Here is a 17666-nt window from a genome sequence, read left to right on the forward strand (position 1 = left end):
TTACTTCTTGCTATGCAATAGGTTATAGATTATCATTGCAGCCTCCTGTCGGGTTAGCTGCTTTTTAGGCATAAACTTCTGATCGGGATATCCTTTCATAACAGATTCTTGAGTTACAAGACTGATACTATTTCTAGCCCAATTGGAGATCATTTGGTTGTCATCGTAGAGTGTGAATGATGATAATACATACCCTTGTTTTTTCATTACGTTCTCAATCATACTTGATGCTTCTTCTCTTGTAACGTCCACATTCGGTCTAAGCGTACCATCATTGAATCCTTTAAGTATACCTTGTTGTAATGCAGGAGTTATCTCCGAATAATACCAAGAGTTAGATTGAACATCCTTAAATTCATTAATGTAAGGAACCACAGAATTATATCCAAGGGCCCGTTGTAAGAAAATTGCAAATTCGGCTCTCGTCACTTTTTGATGTCCACCAAACGAACCGTCTGAATAACCTTTAACAATTCCTTTCTGTGCCAAGTAGATAATAGCTTCCTTAGCATAACTACTTTCTATATCTCTAAAAGTAACACTTGCTGGATTTTTCACTTCTCCATTCGAAGCCACAACTTGAGTATCAATTGTAATGCTGTCGTTTTTCCCCGTAACCGTACTAGGGATAGGGGTATTATTAACATTATGGTAAGGAGGAACAGGATAACTATATCCATATACCGTTGCACCACTTCCATCTGCTGGAGTTGTTACAGCAACCGTCTGCTTGCCAATGACCTCTTCTGATCCATCAGGTCTGACACGAACAGCGATGACATTATACTCATAATATTTATTTCGTTCGACGCCCACTTCACTAAACTGCAACTTACCGTTCACAGCAGTCACCATACCCTCATCACGTGTTTCTCCAGTGGCAGTATTCAAATACGTCTTACGGTAAACACCGTTTCCTAGAGGTTCGTACTTCGTTTGTGGATTACGTTCAACGTAATGAACTGCTCCTTCAATAGGTTGATATTCAAAGGCAATCGTTGCGTTCGAGGCATTCATTGGAGCCACATTCATCGGTTGAGGTATGCCCGCCGTCTGCACTTCGATTGTACTAGATTCAACCTTTCCGTATTTGTTACTCGCTACAACCCGATAGGTATATGTTCTTCCTGGCTGGAGCGTGTACGCTATCATCGTATTTGAATGACCTGACCATACTTTACTCACTTGATCCTGGTAGATCTCATACTGGGTTGCTCCCTCCACCAGATTCCATTGTAGGTCCACTCTATTATCGTACACTCGATTGACTCTTATGTTAATTTGGCCTTTCGGTGCCTCGTCCTCAGTCACTTTAGGAATTTTCACACTTTTAACTGCGGCTGAACCTTCATTGTCTCCGTCCCTGCCAACCACTTTATAGATGTATGTGGTGTCAGGTGTTACATTTACATCCTCGTATGAGGTTGACTTAGTTACCGCTAGAGGCTGATCATTACGGGTGATCACATACTCTACTGCATAGTCTGCCTTGCTCCACGTAAGTCTAACTTTGGTGGAATCCAGTGCTTCAGCTCGGAAATCAGGTGGATATGGAATAAAATTTCTAATTCCGATTGTAAATTTCGCTTCTTCACTGTAAACATCGCCTTTGCGAGCTACTAATGTATACTTAGTGATCGAATTAAAATTCACACCTTCATGCACATATTCTAAAAGCGGACCCTCATATAGAATTTCAGAACCACGCTTGAGAATATATTGTTCAGCACCTTCCACTGCATGCCACTGCAACCGAATCGCATTATTACCCACAGCACTCGACTGGGAGTATCTAGGACTATCTAGTTTCGTGATCACAGGTTCCCCATCAGCTAGCGTCGGAATAACGTAAGGATCTTCAGAAGTCCCCTGTCCTTTAAATGCACCATCATACTTCAAGAAGGCTTTGTATTTGAAATTCTGTAACGCGCTGCCTGCTGGAACAAAGTTTATATGATTATTTGGGAATTCATCAGATCCAGTGGCTATCTCCGTAAAAACAGGCCCCTGATTCCCCGACTTTCCAAATGCATGCTTATATGTACTAGGATTAGCCAAAGCCAGGCTGGATATCATCTGATTCGGACGTTTAGGATCATACAAAACAATCCCTGTATATTTCTCTAGATCCTCCTTGGTAACGATCCCTACAGGAGTTGAATAACCATGAACGTACTCCCCATTATCAAACGCATTGACTGTCCACCATAACGTCTGAAAAGGAGATTGCTTATCTTCTTTTATTTTGTTTAATTCATAGCCCACACTATCCGTGAACTTGGAGTACTCGTCCACACTCCATTTAGCGCTGTCACCTTGTGTATCAATATATTTTGAAACTGTATTTTGAGAGATTAAGGTCTGATTATCCACCAGGTACCATTTGCCGTATTTCTTAAGATCAACGACGGCGCCAAATCCTGCCTTGGAATCTCCTAAAGTATAAGCATCCTGTGCAGGAGGCGTGATTATAAATTCTAATGAACGTTGAGTGGAGTCTGTAGGATTCGTCCAAGCTAACCTGATCACATTTTTCTCACCTGGTTTCAGATCATTAATGAAAGTACTCGAACTGGATTGGCTGTTCAGATCAGTATTTTTCACGTCATTGACGTACACCTCTGCCTGTACATTGGTATCTTGCTTGTAAAACAGACTGATCGCATTGCCATTCACAAGCCCCCAGTTTACATAATTGAAGCCATCATCAATTCGATCTAATTTCCCTGCGAGCTTTCCAGTAAAATCAATTCTACCCGCATCATCGTAAATTGGTGCAGGGTCTTTCAATCTAACGAAGAGTAACTCTTGTTCTCCATATTTTTCTCCGTCATGAGCGAGAACCGTGATCCTATATGTATACTCAGGTACCGCTCTTGTTATTGTATATGTTCTCAGTTCCCCCACATCTCTGCCATCTCGATTAACCGTGACGGCATATTTTACCGCTCCCGGAACTTCATCCCAAGACAACGTTATGGAGTTATCCGTTGTGGTTACCGTTACGTTAGGTTTCGGCAAATATGACGTAGTAATAGTGTCGCTTATTGTTTTAATTGATGTAGACGTACTAGTACTGTTGGAATTATACGAGTCTATGAAGTTATCATTCGACTTGGAAGACTTCGTAGTTATTCTATCTGTACGAGGCTCATAATTCGCATGAGCTACTTCTGTACCTCCTCCTGTAATCAATAGATTAACCAATAATAAATTAATAACTAGCATGAAAATTAATAGCCTCTTGAACTTCATGTTATGTATCACCTCTTAGAATTTGTGTAGTATGCCTTATATGTATGAGTTTAACAAATAATCTTAACAAACCTTCGTTATTACTTTGGCTATCTAAAACTTAAATATATACTTATACGTTCAAAGTGTTAACCTTTAGTCGTAAATCAATCCATCCTTCCCTTAATTATAAGTGAGTCTTTTTACCTAAAAAAGTCATTAAAAACCATTCCTTAAGACTCATCAATCATAATGTGTAATGTATTAACAAACAATAAAAAATTTTACTCTGAATTAAATCTTCATCTTGTTATACATGACAAAAAAGCATGCCGTTAATTATCGTCGACATGCTCAAAGTAATACACCAATATTAATTAATTGACTTACCGCAGTCCAAAGTTGATGTGCTAAGTTCATTCCCTCACAATCTAACGAACCTGAGAGACACTATTCAGCACTTTTCATACATATTGAAAATGTAACGAACTATAGACTCGTTAACTACTCTTTCTTTGGCGTCATCCGCTTTAAATCGCTGTTTTCTGGCCTCTTAGCGTGTGTGAGATTCGTCAGATTCCCAACTAACGCCTAAATCGCCAAATAAGGTGTTACAGGTTCGTTAGCGAACGTTGCTCCATCAGACCCAGCGAATACGCCGCTCACAAGTCAGACTGTTCAGCAAGATGCCATGTCTGGTTTATCTACCGCCGTTCCACCAGACGTGACGTCTGCTTCAAATCCTCGATCCGCCCAGCCCCAATGCCAAACATCACGGTACGCAGCTCGAATTCGACCTGTTCTAACCGCTCATCCAGCGCATCATCGGAAGCGACTGCGGATTCGAGCAGAGATCGACCGAAGCCGGCGAGATCTGCACCGAGAGCGAGGGCTTTGGCCGCATCCACGCCAGTGTACAGTCCACCGCTGCCAATCAGGGCCCCCGCTGGATTCAGCCCTCGTACTTCCTGAATACACTCCGCTGTCGGAGTGCCCCAGTCAGCAAAAGCTTCAGCTGCCGCCCGGCGTACCGGGTTATTGTTACGATACTTCTCTACCTGCACCCAGCTTGTACCACCAGCACCAGCTACATCGATAAACGCAACACCCGCTTCATATAGGCGTTGAGCTGTCACGCCATCGATGCCAAAACCGACTTCTTTTACGCCAACAGGTACATCTAGCTCACGACACAAGTTCTCAATCCGCTGAAATAATCCGCTGAAGTTCGTATTACCTTCTGGTTGGAAAACTTCCTGCAACGTGTTCAGATGAAGCACGAGCATGTCCGCACCCGCAATATCTACGGCACGCTGGAAATCAGCTGTTGTGAAACCATAGTTCAGCTGCACAGCGCCCAGGTTGGCAATGACCGGGATGTCCGGTGCCCAGCGCCGCACATCGAAGGTACTCGCAAGTTCCGGCTGTTCCACGGCAGCCCGGATCGAACCTACGCCGAGCGCCCAGCCTCTGGCGTTCGCTACTCGGGCGAGGCGCTCATTGATAGCGCCCGTTGTTTTGCTTCCACCCGTCATCGAACTGATGAGCAAGGGTGTACGTACTTTTTTGCCAATAAACGAAGTCTCCAGATGCACCTCTTCAAAATCCAGCTCCGGCAGTGGGTGATGGCGAAACGCATACCGCTCCATACCGCTGGTTACCCCTTCTCCTGCCACATTCTCCTCAAGACAGAGGCGCACGTGCTCTAGCTTCCGTTCTCCCGTAGCCACTTCGGGAAGCAGCCGTTCGCCGGCTCGCTCTTGTTCATTCATGATGAGACCTCCTATGTGAGAATCGTGCGGATCGACAGGATAACCTGCCCGTCCCTTACTTCTATGTATATACGTCTTTTGCAAAAGACAAAAACAATAATCCTATAAGCATTGCAGCTCAGCAGTTTAACTCTACCCAGTATAACGTTCCAAACCAGCTATTGAAAGAATGCCCCGACACCAAATGTCTCACTTAAATCCCGGAGCACCACTATTTCATGCCTACTTATCTCAAGATTTCCGATGCCAACTGCTCACCAACAAGCTGCCCGGATAAGGTCACAATCGGGGTTCCGCCGCCTGGATGTGTTGTACCGCCTACGTACCAAAGTCCTTGTACATCTTTGCTTCGGTTGCCCGGTCGCATGAAGGTCTGTTTTACCGAATTGGAGGAGATGCCGTAGATCGACCCTTGATGCGCCAACGTATCCCGTTCGATATCTCGCGGTGTGTACCGGATCAACACATCGGATTCATTCAACCCGGTAATTCCCCTCGCCGCCAACTGTTCCAGCACAAACGCTCCATAACGTTCCGTTTGTTCCTCCCAATTCCACGAATCAGACAAGTAGGGGGCATTGACGAGAATGAACAGATTGCTGGCTCCCGCCGGAGCCATGCCTGCTTCGGAATAACCGGAATAACAGATATAGATCGTAGGATCGTCTGGCATTTTACGGTCACGGAAAATATGGTCGAACTCCGGTTCATACTTCTCCGGGAAAAAGACGGTATGGTGCAGCAGTGCATCGTATTGCTTTCGCACACCTGCTAACGTCACAAATCCCGAAATGGATGGTTCATACTTCCGTATGCGGGCATCACTCATCTCTTTCCGATGTTCCGGTGCGAGCAGCAGTCGATTCACGCTAAGCACATCTCCATTGGCAACCACCTGATCGGCTTCGCGGAAGCCTTGATCCGTATCCACGCCTGCCACTTTGCCATCTCGGACAACAATCTGCCGGACCTCTATGCCCGTAATGATCTGTACACCTTTTTCCTGTGCCAATCGAGTCATGCCTTCAATCAGTTGATAGGTTCCGCCTTTGACCCCGTAGATGCCCAACTCTGCTTCCACATGACCCATCATGGCAAAGATCGAAGGAGACTGATACGGCGATGATCCCACATAGGTCGCGTACCGCCCGAACATAGCGAGTGTATGCGGATGCTGGAAATACGAACGCAGCAACTTATCCAGCTTCACCGTTGGCCGCACGCGGAGCAGACTGCGCAGCATCTGAAGATTGTATTTGTCAGAAGGAGACAGCAACAACTTACCGAGAAAATGACGATTGGCTTCCGCATACAGTGCGGCAGACTCATCCATAAATGCATCATAATGAGCCGCATCCACCGGACTGTACGCCGCGATCTGTTCCTTCATCCACCCGCGATTACCTGACAAATCGACCACTGTGCCATCTGCAAATACATTACGCGTGCGTGGCTCCAACTCATATAGCTGTACGTAATCTTCCATTGTTACACCTGCATAGTCGAAGACGGAACGAAAAGTGGATGGCATCGTGATTGTGCTCGGTCCCCGGTCAAAATGATACCCGTCCCGCTCAATCTGTTGCAGTTTGCCACCTACATGATCCTGTCGTTCCAGAATGGTCACCTGCACACCTTGTGAAGCCAATCGGATCGCACATGACAGACCTCCGAATCCTGCACCAATAATTGTGACGTTACCTCTCATGTGACCCTTCAATTATACCGCCTACCTTTCCATACATACCCCTTGCCGGAGCGGCCTGCCTGCCAGGAAGCAAGTCCGATGGCAATGACACAGGCCATGCTGACCGGTTGCAGAAGGGCAAGCCACCAGGGCTGTCCGCCAGCATGATCCGCTACTCTTTTCACAGCCATACCTAGTAATGTTCCTAACACTCCATACAGAATGGGCGTCGAACTACCTGAGATTAATCCTATAATCAAGCCCATGGGAGGCACAATATACATCAGCGTATACATTAACATCGTGCCAAGCAGCAGTACGTCTTTGCGCCCCATACCTTCGTACATGTTTTTCTTATATCCGTTCCATACTTCAACACCGTTCTGATACATGCGGGTATTCGTTACATCATGCACATCGGTCAGCATCACCGGGTGACCTGCACGCTTGACTGCTTTGGCGAGACTCATATCATCCACCAGATGTGCCTGAATGGCAGCATGACCGCCGGATGCTTCGTAACTGGAGCGATGAATCAGCAAAAAAGCCCCCGTAGCGGCCACAAACATCGGACTGGATGATCTGCGTATCATGAAAATGGGCAGATGACTGATGATGGTGAAGACCATCATGGGCACAACAAGCTTTTCCATCCATGTCTTTGTTACCTGATAAGGAAAACCGGTTATAAGCCCCCCGCTCTGCTCACACCCTGCCGCAAGCGTCTGCCGAATGGCACTTGGCTCGAGACGGACATCCGCATCCACAAACATAAACCATTCTCCCTTGGCCTCCTGAACCAGCCTGTGACACGCATGGGATTTCCCCATCCAGCCCTCGGGAAGATCGACACCATGCAACAGTCGCACACGTTCATCATGCTCCGCGATTGCCTGGACCATGGCGGCTGTCTCATCTTCGGAGCGATCATCCAGCACCAGCACTTCCATCCGGAATCCCGACGTATCACTCGCGAGCACACTTTCCAGACATCCTTCGATATGTAGTCTTTCATTTCTGGCCGGGATCAGTACCGAGACCATCAGGTCTGGGGGTTGTATCTTGTCTGACCGGAATGAACGTACTTTGGGCAGACAGGAGACGTTCCATAGAGCGAACAGCAACTGTATTCCCAATATGCTTGTAAGCACAATCCAGAAGATTTCAGATGTATTCATCCTAACGGTTCACCCGCTTTCGCGTGGCATCGTATTTTTCACTTGTCGAACGTCCATGACGAATCAGCGGAAGCGCATCTGGCAAACTTCCCTGCCCCAGCCGTACAAGCTCTGATCTGTGATTGTCTAACTGCCGTTCCAGCACATGACCAAGTCTGGTGGCAATCTCTTCACTCTTCCATGCCTTCCAGTCTTCCATCACAGGCGGGCCTACCTGCATCGAGATTTCCGGTAGATCATGCTGAACCATCCCATGGCACAAGGTTACCGGTACGGCAATGGCATTCGGAGAGCGACGAAGCAATAGTCCGATGCCTGGACGGAACTGAATCGGTCTGGCCTCCTGATGCAATATTTCTCCTTGCGGAAAAATCCAGACCCTTTTGCCCGAATTCAACAGCTCACTGGTGTACTGTAGAGAAGTCCGAATACCGGACGCACTCTCTTTATTGATCGAATACGCACCCAATTTACGGAAAAAAACATATTGCTGAAGCTGTTGCTCCTCCATCATCACATAATGATCACCCCGCGATGTCTGCCTGGCCGCATGATAGAGCAGCAGACCATCCCACCAGGAGCTGTGATTCATGAAATAGATCACCGGACGAGTCGGATCAATCGGGGAGTTGTCCCTGATGTCCACCTGCGGGTCCAGTGACCCCGTGAGCGTGAAGGAGCGGAAGCGCCGACGCAGCAGATAATAGTGACTGTATAAGGCAAAAATATGGTTAAACGGTTTTGATTTTACGGCGCGAATCATACAGCCAGCTCCCTTCCGCAAGAAGCACTCCTGCAATGGCGATGATAAAGCTGCCTGTAATTCCTTCCTTCAGGGCGAGTAGGCCGAATAGAAGAATAAAGAGCTGATACAACCATTTTGCACGCAGTAATGAGCTACGGTCACCAGGCATGGCCGGAAGGAACAGGGACAGGAATGCGCCCATGATAAACCAGCTTATGTAATTGGTCCACGGGACCCCGTAGAATCCACCTGGAGCCTGCCACTCCCAGAATCCTCTTGCATGCGCGACAGGATCGAGTACCAGATCAAGAACCACCGCCCAGAACCCGGTCTTCACGGCTCGAAGCAGTTTTCCAGTCCAGGTTGAACCCCCGCCACTTAACAGCGCCGAGTTACCCACCACTGCGATCCAGGCGAAACCCAGCGTAACAGGCACACTGAACAGATGAATCCCGAAAAAGTCAGAGTAAGCATACTCACCAAAGGGCCAATGCGTATGCACCCCTACCCACTCCACGCCCATACCACCCAACCAGATGATCACGGAAGCGATCCACAGCCCGGGTTTCAACCAGATGACTGACTGGTCGGACAGACCTGTCCGATTGCGCCCCTGGTAGATCAGATCCAGCACATACAATGCGTAGAAGATTAGAAATAATCCATTTGAAAAGGACAACACATCCGGCACGCCGATCGTCAGCATCAAGGTTGCTCCAATGACATACCAAGCCCAGTAAAGCCACTGGATCATTAGGATACCGCCGTTCGGGAGGCTTGATAGGCCAGCATCGGGTAACGTTTCACAATCGCACCCAGCATCTCCAGTTTCAATTCATCACTAACATATGCCCGTTTGGTATATACGTCATAGTCGTTGCGCTCAACCGCGTGTAGAATGGTGGAGTAAAAGGCTGCTGCCAGCTCAATCGAAAACGCACTTTCCGTTGGGTACGTATCCAGACGATCCATGCCAATACGGAACCAGTTCAATGCTGCCGCTTTTAATTCATGAACAATGGCAATAAAGCGTTCGTCCACGATTCCGTCTTCAAAGTCCTGTTCGGTGTAACCATGCTTCTCCATGATCTCCAGCGGAACATACCGGCGCACTCTGGCCCGATCTTCACCAACATCCCGAATAATATTGACGATCTGCATCCCTTTACCCAAAGCAATCCCGTTCACGGCTACTTCTGCGCCGTTATCATCCCGCAATACAGGCAACAACATCTCGCCTACGGTTCCGGCCACCAGATAACAATAATGCTCCAGTTCCTTCATCGTTGTATAATGCGTTACTTTAAGATCCGTGAGCTGCCCTTCCATCTGGCGGAAGAATGGCCTCTTATCCAGATGAGGAAAACTGCTGAACAACCATCTCAGTGCTGGCCAGATAAAATGTCCTTCCGCGTCGTCCAACTGACCAAATAAATCATGGATTTCGTGAATTGTATAGGGCGAATGCTCCGGCTCGTCTACACTGTCATCAATCATGCGGCAGAAGGCATAAATGACATATACCGCTTCCCGACGTGGACTTGGCAGCCCTCTAAAGGCCTGATAAAAAGAGGAAGAACCCTTTTGCATCAACTCTTCACACCTGCTCAAAATCGCTTCATTCATGTTCCCATCTCCTTCGTGAGTTGATTGACGGCCATACGTGCACTCTGCATCACAATCGGCACTCCCCCTCCAGGATGTACAGATGCTCCTGCGGCATATAACCCCTTGATATTAGGGAATGGTTTGGGTTGTGGTCGGTATACACCGGACTGGAACAACACTGGCGCAATACCGAAGCTTCCGCCTCCATATAGCCCGTCTCGCTCTGCGTCAGCGGGTGTACGCACCTTTTTCCACCTGATCGCTGCACGAAGTCCCGGGAATCCACGTTGCTCCGCTTCTTCCAATACACGTTCTGCCAATGCTTCGCTCTCCTGATCCCAGTCGACACCTTCGGCATCGGGCACGGGAATGAGGAAATACAATACACTCTGTCCTGAAGGCGCTGCTGTCTCATCCAATGCGACCGGATTAAATACGTAAAATGAGGACTTTGCCGGAATGCGTCGCTGATTGAAGACTTCCTGTAAACTACCTTCCAGACTCGGTGGCAGGAAGAACTGGTGCGTCGTTGCATCTTCCCAGGTTTTGTCCACGCCCACATAGAGCAATACACATCCGGAAGAGGGGAGATATGGCTTTCTTTTACGCGCTACCTCTGGTGCTTGACCAAGCAAACCCGAAAGATGGGGGAAATCGCCATTGTAGATAACTGCATCCACATTTTCTGCGCCTGCTACCGTTTCTATACCTTCACATACACCGTTTTTAATCGTGAGCCCGGTAACTTCCGCATTCAGCACAACACGTCCACCACGTGAGATCAGTTCCTGTTCCAGAATGGCCGGTAATGCTGCATACCCGCCCTTCACCATCCAGATACCATATTCATGCTCTGCGTAAGGCAAAAGGGAATAGATACCTGGCGTTCCAAACGGTGATCCACCGATGTATAGACTTTGCAGAGAGTATGCATCAAGCAATTCCTCATGCTCAAAATAATCGCCTACCGCTTTCCGAACACTTTTGTGTGCACGCAATCTGCCCATGAGGGACATGAGCGAAGGGGTGAAGAAATCCCTTTTGCGCGGAAAAGCCCTTTCCAGAAACGCTGCCCGGCCTGCTGGAAATAACGTGTCCATATCTTTCATGAATCGTGTGAATCCCCGGCTCTCTCCCGGGAATAAACGTTCAATCTCCGCCGTCTGCTCTTCACGTGACGTCATCTTGGTCATGACACGACCACTATGGTAATGCACTCTGTATAACGGATCACAGCGAAGCAGTTCAATCTTCGAACGATCTACGCCTGCCTCCTCCAGTATGCCAAGCAACATCTCAGGCAATAGCACAATCGTCGGCCCTTGATCGATCCGGTATTCCCCTTCCTGCTCATATCCAATGCGTCCGCCAACGCGAGAACCCCGTTCATAGACAGTGACATCCCAACCTTGACGGTTCAACAACAGCGCCGAAGTAAGTCCGCCAATCCCTGCGCCTACAATAGCGGCCCGCTTCATGAATGCCCTCTGGCTTCTGCCGTCTTCACATACGAGGATCGTTTGGAGCTTGTACGCGCGTCCTCTTCCTGAATCAGTCTGACACTGATCCGTGCCGATTCGAAGATCGTGGGCAACCCGCTGCCCGGATGTGTTCCGCCGCCTACCAGCCATACACTTTTCAACTCTTCAAACTGGTTATGGGGACGCAGGTACATCATCTGACCCAGATTATGCGCCATGTTAAACGTTGCTCCGCGGTACACATCCAGTTCATTCTCCCAATCGAGTGGAGTGAACAGCATACATTCTTCGATCCGGCTGCGAATATCTGCCAGCTCAGGAATACCTTCCATGCGCTTCAACATGGCCTCTTGCACATTTTCACGTTCTGCTTCCCAATCGATGCCTGCGGTAAGATTAGGCGTAGGCATGAGAACATATAAAGCGGATTTCCCTTCCGGTGCCAGCGTCGAATCGAGTCTGGAAGGGTTATGAATATATAGAGATGGATCGGCTGATAACATTTTGTGCTTTGTGATCTCATCCACGTTTAACCGGTAGTCCTCGGGAAAATAGATCGAGTGATGCGGCAGATCCACTCCACCATCCACACCCAGATACAGCATCGCTGTCGAGCAGGAGTACTTTTTGCGTTTCATTTTCTCCGGGGTATATTTCTTAAGTACGCCCGGTTCGAACAGATGGTTCACCGCATGTGCAAAGTCAGCGTTCACCACCACATGGTCCGCGTCGATGCGTTCACCGTTCTCAAGCAACACACCTTCTGCACGACCATTGCGAACGATGACCTGTTTCACCGGGGTGGAAGTATGTATGCGTCCTCCGTATTCTTCCACGACATCAGCCATGGCTTGGAAGATCCGATTCACGCCACCAATGGGGTGGAACAATCCGTAGTGATGCTCAATAAACGATAATATGGTAAAGGTGCCCGGACAATCCCAGGCAGACATACCAAGATATTTGGATTGGAATGTAAATGCCCAGCGTAGACGCTCATCTGTAAAATAGCGGGACAAGATCCCATAGACGGTGTTGTGGACATCAAGCTTAGGTAGAGCAGTTACCGCGTCTTTGCGTAGATAGTCAGTCAGCTTGCCAAACGGACGGCGCAGCAAAGGCATGACTTTGCCAAACTTCACTTCCTCTTCTTGCATGAACCGAAGGTAATTGTCTTCATTGCCCGGAAACAATTCCTTAATCTGTGCAGCTGTATCTTCCCGATTACGAGAAGGTGTGAACACCGTATCACCAAAGTTCAGTGCGTACAGCGGGGTTAGTTCTTTCATATGCACATAATCGGATAACTTGCGTCCCACGACGTCGAACATCTCTTCAATCAGCTGAGGCATCATCAAAAATGTTGCCCCCCGGTCGAATCGATACTCGCCCAGTTCCAATCTGGCAGAACGCCCCCCGATGACCGGCTGTTTCTCATACACATCTACTTCGTACCCCTGACCGGACAATAACATCGCTGCTGCAAGTCCACCCGGACCCGCGCCAATCACAGCTGCACGTTTGCGTTGTTGATTCGGTATCATGCCACTCACCTCTCTATGTAGGGAATTCCTATAGTTCTCTAGCCCCTAGCCTATTATTAAACCGCCCAAGAACACTTTAAGCGGTAACCAGCAAAAACATTATACAAATATAATACAAATATTATACGACCTTGTAAACCAAAAAATGACCCGTCGGTCAAAACACGTGAATACTCCATTCATAAACGCAAAAAAAACATCCCTTGATCACTTTCGTCAAAGGATGTCCTGTATACACTAGCTTATTCATTGAATAATAAGATATGTTTAATTATTCGCCTGTCCAAACCTCGCACCAGGTGGTCGATTTGCGAGATACTCACGTTCTATCCATGACTGCCAATCCGCTGAATCCTCTGGCATAATCCATTCCGGGTAACGAGCATGTTCTGCACGCTCATAGCCCTTTCCACCAAGTACAAAGCGAATATGTGGAAACTCGTTTTTAATTCGCTCTATAAGCTGATCACACCGTTCAAGAAGCCCTGGACTTGTGATCGAAAGGCAGACCAACTTGATCTTTTGCTCCCGAATAATCGGGAAGATGCCTTCTTCTGGCGTGTTCGCACCGAGATACAGTACTTCCGCTCCATTTTTACGCATAAAAAGAGAGAACAGCAGTAATCCAACCTGATGGTGCTCCCCTTCCGGACACAACGCCAGAACTTTGGGCAGATGCGGATAGATCGGGAACAGATGGAAAAACTGATAAAACCGCTGTGATATCAGCTGTGTCATGAAATGTTCCTGAGCCACCGAAGCCCTGCCTTGCTCCCATGCATCTCCAACCCGAACCAGTATGGGCACCAGCACATGATAGAACATCGAGTCATATCCATACATGGTGAAACCAAAATCAATCAGACCATTGGCACGTTCACCCTGAAAGTTGTAGAGCGAGTCATAGATCTGATCTGCCATGCGTGCGTAGGCTTCTTCCATCGTAGGCACCGGAGCCATGATCGGCGTGGGTATAGCTTCGGGCGGATTTAATTTGTTTACTTTCAGCATCCGTACCGCTTCCGAAATATTGGTCTGATGTAGCTCAACCTGTTCTTTCAACCAGCGCAGATCCGCAACATTCTCTTCGGTATACATTCGATAACCCGATTCCGTCCGCTCAGGGGTGACCGCACTATACCGATTCTCCCAAGCCCGGAGCGTCACCGTCGGGATACCGAGCATGGCAGCGACTTGTTTGATGGAATACACCTTATTACCCACTTTCTTTCCTAAATGTCCAGATTTCACAGGTTATATCATTGGTTCCCCGTCCTTGTCAGGCATATGAAAACCCTAACATTCTACAAAAATAATACACTCATTATACACAACGCTCAGACACCTGTCGATTGCATCCTGCCAATTTTGCCATATGCATTTTACCGCTACATTCGTTATGCTAGCGGGTTCTCCTGCGTCAACGTTATCATCCGTGTGGTAATAGAAGTCAGCAAGTATAGAAGGGGGAGTCCACCGTTGGTCTCATTACGCCGCCATACATCAGACCGCAAGTCTTCACGCGGCAAATTTCCATACATACGAACAGGAATCGTCCTATTGGTCCTATGGCTCATCGCCGTCATGCTCTATCAAACCTACAAACCATTACCAGCGGGCATTTCCTACGAAAGTCCGGAGTATCGGGTGGATCAAGTCGAGTTCCTGCATGACCTCACTTATCCTTCCTCCGACGGACAGATGCAGCACGAACAGCAGATTTTCCAGCGCATGATGCAAATTGTGGAGGAAGCAGAGCAATTTGTCCTGGTGGATATGTTCCTGTTCAATAATTATCAGCATAAGGGACAGAACTTTCCTCCCGTGAGTACTGAATTCACCGAAGCGCTGGTCGCCAAAAAAAATCAGCATCCTGATATGGACATCTGGTTTATTACTGATGAAGTAAATACCAACTATAACTCAGCACCTAATCCGTTGCTGGAACAAATGAAACAAGCAGGCATTCATGTGGTAATCACGGATGTGGACCCTTTGCGTGATTCAACTCCAGTATACTCTGCGGTCTGGCGGACCTTCTTCCAATGGTTTGGGCAATCTGGAGATGGCTGGATCAAAAACCTGATGGCCACGGATGGTCCGGATGTCACTGTGCGTTCCTATCTCAAGCTGCTCAATGTGAAGGCCAATCATCGCAAAGTTGTGGTTAGTGAGAAGACGGCGATTGTCTCTTCTGGCAATATCCATGATGCGAGTGCCTACCACTCGAATATTGCATTTGAAGTAACAGGTCCAATCATTGGCGATATTCTTCAGTCAGAGCAAGCTGTACTGGATATCTCAGGCGGAGGCCAGGTTCCAACCTACACGGACCCTTCCACGGATTCAAACACGGGAGACCTACGAATTCGCTATTTAACTGAAGGCAAGGTTAATGACGCCGTACTCCATGAGATCAATCAAGCTGGCAAAGGTGACACCTTATGGATGGGCATGTTCTATGTGGCCTCTCCGAAAGTGTTGGAAGCCCTGCTGGAAGCGGCAAAACGAGGAACCGAGATCCGGCTTGTACTGGATCCAAATGAAAATGCCTTTGGTCAGGAAAAGATCGGTATTCCGAACCGCCCTGTCGCTGCTGAATTGCATGATAAATCCGACGGTAAAATTCAGATCCGCTGGTATAACACCACCAAGGAGCAATACCACACCAAGATGATCTATCTTGCCAAAGCAACTGGTGATCATATTGTCCTCGGGGGTTCAACCAACTTCACACCTCGAAACCTGAATGACTACAATCTGGAAAATGATTTATGGATTGCTGCTCCTCCAGACAATAAGTTCACGCTTGATATCGCGAATTATTTCGAGCGTATTTGGAATAATAATGATGCCGAATTCACGTTAGACCTGGATGAGTTCCAGGAGAAGACTACGTTTTTGAAAGGTATCCTATATAAGTTGCAACTGATTCTGGGTTTTACAACCTTTTGATCAAAAACCACATTCATACCTGTTATATCCGCCTGTACTCTACTGTGCAGGCGGATATTTTCATCTTGACAGGGGATGTGAAGTGTGAAAATATAATTACCTAACGACCGTTAGGAAGGTGATCTGATGACTGCACAATCCATTCGGGATGCAGCCCTGTTCCATTTTGCCAGAGATGGCTATGAGGGGGCTTCTCTGAGAGCTATTGCTGATGAAGTCGGGATTAAAAAACCGTCCATATATGCACATTTCAGCTGCAAGGATGACTTGTTTTTACACACGCTATCGTTTGCTTTTCACGAAGTAACACGGCACACACTCGAATATTTCCGTGATCATGAGGATCTGCCATTGGAGCAGAGGCTGAAGGGCTTGCTGATCTGGTTCGAACAAGAATACAATGCCCATGCGTCAGCCCGCTTGATGCTGCGCAATTGTTTCTACCCACCCCTTTCTCTGTATGGCGAAGTGATGGATCAAGTGTATCCGTTTATCGATGGTATGGAACGTGCGCTGACTCGTTTGCTGCAACGGGCAATGCGTCATGGAGATATTCCGCCCATTCCTGCGGAACAGGCAGCCATTGCATTTATGACGTTCCTCGACGGGATTACCGTGGAGATTATCTATGGAAGTTCCCGTCGGTACAAGAGACGGTTGGAAGCATCCTGGCCTGTCTTTTGGCATGGCATTCATCATTTGAACGAAGAGGCACAAAGCGTTGTGCCGGAAGGAGATTTAACAACATGAACCGCAACTGGTTATATGTATTTATTGGTGGAATTATTGAGATTGTCTGGGTAAGCGGGCTGAAACATGCCTCGAATGCCTGGGAGTGGACTTTGACGGGGATTGCCATCGTGATCAGCTTTGGACTGATCATTGCCGCTTCCAAAAGGCTGCCTGTGGGTACGGTGTATGCCGTCTTTACGGGAATTGGTACGGCGGGCACCGTCCTTACGGAGATGGTACTGTTCGGTGAGCCGTTCCGGTTGGCCAAAGTATTGCTCATCGGGCTGCTGCTCTGCGGCGTAATCGGACTGAAGCTGGTTACGGATCAGCAAGAAGCCAAAGGAGGTGCAGTATAATGGCTTGGATGGCAATTGTAGGTGCAGGGATATGTGAAATTTTCGGCGTAATCGGTATTAATGGTGCTTCCACCAAGAAAGGATGGCCATATATCGTACTGATGCTGGTATCATTTGTGTTCAGCTTCTCGCTGCTGTCCTACGCCATGACGTCCATCCCGATGGGCACAGCGTATGCCGTGTGGACGGGGATCGGGACGGTCGGCAGTACGCTTACAGGCATGTTCCTGTTCGGTGAACGGAAAGAAGCGAAGCGTCTCCTGTTTATCGCGATGATTTTGGTGGCAGCCGTTGGTTTGAAACTGATCACATAATGGAACAACTGAATTACACTTTATAACTCCGATTCCAGTACCACTTTCTGATCGCTGTTA

14 protein-coding genes are annotated in these 17666 nt (G+C 47.9%); 4 read left to right on the top strand and 10 right to left on the bottom strand.

All coding sequences use genetic code 11. The annotated features are described in order from the left end of the window. The 10 genes from MHB85_RS28425 to MHB85_RS28470 all read right to left on the bottom strand — a co-directional run bounded on the left by MHB85_RS28425 (position 1) and on the right by MHB85_RS28470 (position 14500). Positions 1 to 3228: an S-layer homology domain-containing protein gene (locus tag MHB85_RS28425; protein ID WP_341074051.1), complete on the bottom strand. Its 3228-nt coding sequence runs from the start codon at positions 3226 to 3228 to the stop codon at positions 1 to 3. Between the two features lie 710 nt (positions 3229 to 3938). Then, positions 3939 to 5006, bottom strand: coding sequence for a type 2 isopentenyl-diphosphate Delta-isomerase (gene fni, locus MHB85_RS28430; protein ID WP_192134975.1), 1068 nt, complete (start codon positions 5004 to 5006; stop codon positions 3939 to 3941). 226 nt (positions 5007 to 5232) lie between these two features. Further along, positions 5233 to 6714: a phytoene desaturase family protein gene (locus tag MHB85_RS28435; RefSeq protein ID WP_341074052.1), complete on the bottom strand. Its 1482-nt coding sequence runs from the start codon at positions 6712 to 6714 to the stop codon at positions 5233 to 5235. An 8-nt stretch (positions 6715 to 6722) separates the two neighbouring features. Then, positions 6723 to 7871, bottom strand: a complete 1149-nt coding sequence (locus tag MHB85_RS28440; protein ID WP_192134971.1) for a glycosyltransferase — start codon at positions 7869 to 7871, stop codon at positions 6723 to 6725. 1 nt (position 7872) lies between these two features. Continuing rightward, positions 7873 to 8634, bottom strand: a complete 762-nt coding sequence (locus MHB85_RS28445) for a lysophospholipid acyltransferase family protein (RefSeq protein ID WP_192134969.1) — start codon at positions 8632 to 8634, stop codon at positions 7873 to 7875. Further along, entirely contained in the window at positions 8603 to 9370 is a 768-nt protein-coding gene (locus tag MHB85_RS28450) for a carotenoid biosynthesis protein (RefSeq protein ID WP_091012919.1), read from the bottom strand. The genes MHB85_RS28445 and MHB85_RS28450 overlap by 32 nt, the downstream gene beginning before the upstream one ends. Further along, positions 9370 to 10242: a phytoene/squalene synthase family protein gene (locus MHB85_RS28455; RefSeq protein WP_192134967.1), complete on the bottom strand. Its 873-nt coding sequence runs from the start codon at positions 10240 to 10242 to the stop codon at positions 9370 to 9372. Before MHB85_RS28455 ends, MHB85_RS28450 begins: the two co-directional genes overlap by 1 nt. Further along, entirely contained in the window at positions 10239 to 11702 is a 1464-nt protein-coding gene (locus MHB85_RS28460) for a phytoene desaturase family protein (RefSeq protein ID WP_192134964.1), read from the bottom strand. The genes MHB85_RS28455 and MHB85_RS28460 overlap by 4 nt, the downstream gene beginning before the upstream one ends. Then, the gene (locus tag MHB85_RS28465; RefSeq protein WP_192134962.1) at positions 11699 to 13249 is read right to left on the bottom strand and encodes a phytoene desaturase family protein; all 1551 of its coding nucleotides are present in this window, start codon (positions 13247 to 13249) and stop codon (positions 11699 to 11701) included. The genes MHB85_RS28460 and MHB85_RS28465 overlap by 4 nt, the downstream gene beginning before the upstream one ends. A 267-nt stretch (positions 13250 to 13516) precedes the next feature. After that, positions 13517 to 14500: a MerR family transcriptional regulator gene (locus MHB85_RS28470; protein WP_341074053.1), complete on the bottom strand. Its 984-nt coding sequence runs from the start codon at positions 14498 to 14500 to the stop codon at positions 13517 to 13519. A gap of 228 nt (positions 14501 to 14728) precedes the next feature. Between MHB85_RS28470 and MHB85_RS28475 the strand changes: the two genes are divergently transcribed. The 4 genes from MHB85_RS28475 to MHB85_RS28490 all read left to right on the top strand — a co-directional run bounded on the left by MHB85_RS28475 (position 14729) and on the right by MHB85_RS28490 (position 17606). Continuing rightward, positions 14729 to 16204 carry a phospholipase D family protein gene (locus tag MHB85_RS28475; protein ID WP_192134960.1) on the top strand — a complete coding sequence of 492 codons (1476 nt, stop codon included), beginning with the start codon at positions 14729 to 14731 and terminating at the stop codon, positions 16202 to 16204. 126 nt (positions 16205 to 16330) lie between these two features. Beyond that, the gene (locus MHB85_RS28480) at positions 16331 to 16954 is read left to right on the top strand and encodes a TetR/AcrR family transcriptional regulator (protein ID WP_091012907.1); all 624 of its coding nucleotides are present in this window, start codon (positions 16331 to 16333) and stop codon (positions 16952 to 16954) included. Then, on the top strand, positions 16951 to 17292 hold the full coding sequence (locus tag MHB85_RS28485; protein WP_017691902.1) for a DMT family transporter: 342 nt from the start codon (positions 16951 to 16953) through the stop codon (positions 17290 to 17292). The genes MHB85_RS28480 and MHB85_RS28485 overlap by 4 nt, the downstream gene beginning before the upstream one ends. Then, positions 17292 to 17606, top strand: a complete 315-nt coding sequence (locus MHB85_RS28490) for a DMT family transporter (protein ID WP_091012904.1) — start codon at positions 17292 to 17294, stop codon at positions 17604 to 17606. Before MHB85_RS28485 ends, MHB85_RS28490 begins: the two co-directional genes overlap by 1 nt. Positions 17607 to 17666: the final 60 nt, after the last annotated feature.

The organism is Paenibacillus sp. FSL K6-4396, from assembly GCF_038002525.1.
In the GTDB taxonomy this organism is placed as follows: domain Bacteria; phylum Bacillota; class Bacilli; order Paenibacillales; family Paenibacillaceae; genus Paenibacillus; species Paenibacillus amylolyticus_B.

Excerpts from the sequence above, each read along its gene's own strand:
- MHB85_RS28425 (WP_341074051.1), bottom strand. The coding sequence starts at position 3,228 with ATGCTAGTTATTAATTTATTATTGGTTAATCTATTGATTACAGGAGGA.
- fni (WP_192134975.1), bottom strand. The coding sequence starts at position 5,006 with ATGAATGAACAAGAGCGAGCCGGCGAACGGCTGCTTCCCGAAGTGGCT.
- MHB85_RS28435 (WP_341074052.1), bottom strand. The coding sequence starts at position 6,714 with ATGAGAGGTAACGTCACAATTATTGGTGCAGGATTCGGAGGTCTGTCA.
- MHB85_RS28440 (WP_192134971.1), bottom strand. The coding sequence starts at position 7,871 with ATGAATACATCTGAAATCTTCTGGATTGTGCTTACAAGCATATTGGGA.
- MHB85_RS28445 (WP_192134969.1), bottom strand. The coding sequence starts at position 8,634 with ATGATTCGCGCCGTAAAATCAAAACCGTTTAACCATATTTTTGCCTTA.
- MHB85_RS28450 (WP_091012919.1), bottom strand. The coding sequence starts at position 9,370 with ATGATCCAGTGGCTTTACTGGGCTTGGTATGTCATTGGAGCAACCTTG.
- MHB85_RS28455 (WP_192134967.1), bottom strand. The coding sequence starts at position 10,242 with ATGAATGAAGCGATTTTGAGCAGGTGTGAAGAGTTGATGCAAAAGGGT.
- MHB85_RS28460 (WP_192134964.1), bottom strand. The coding sequence starts at position 11,702 with ATGAAGCGGGCCGCTATTGTAGGCGCAGGGATTGGCGGACTTACTTCG.
- MHB85_RS28465 (WP_192134962.1), bottom strand. The coding sequence starts at position 13,249 with ATGATACCGAATCAACAACGCAAACGTGCAGCTGTGATTGGCGCGGGT.
- MHB85_RS28480 (WP_091012907.1), top strand. The coding sequence starts at position 16,331 with ATGACTGCACAATCCATTCGGGATGCAGCCCTGTTCCATTTTGCCAGA.
- MHB85_RS28485 (WP_017691902.1), top strand. The coding sequence starts at position 16,951 with ATGAACCGCAACTGGTTATATGTATTTATTGGTGGAATTATTGAGATT.
- MHB85_RS28490 (WP_091012904.1), top strand. The coding sequence starts at position 17,292 with ATGGCTTGGATGGCAATTGTAGGTGCAGGGATATGTGAAATTTTCGGC.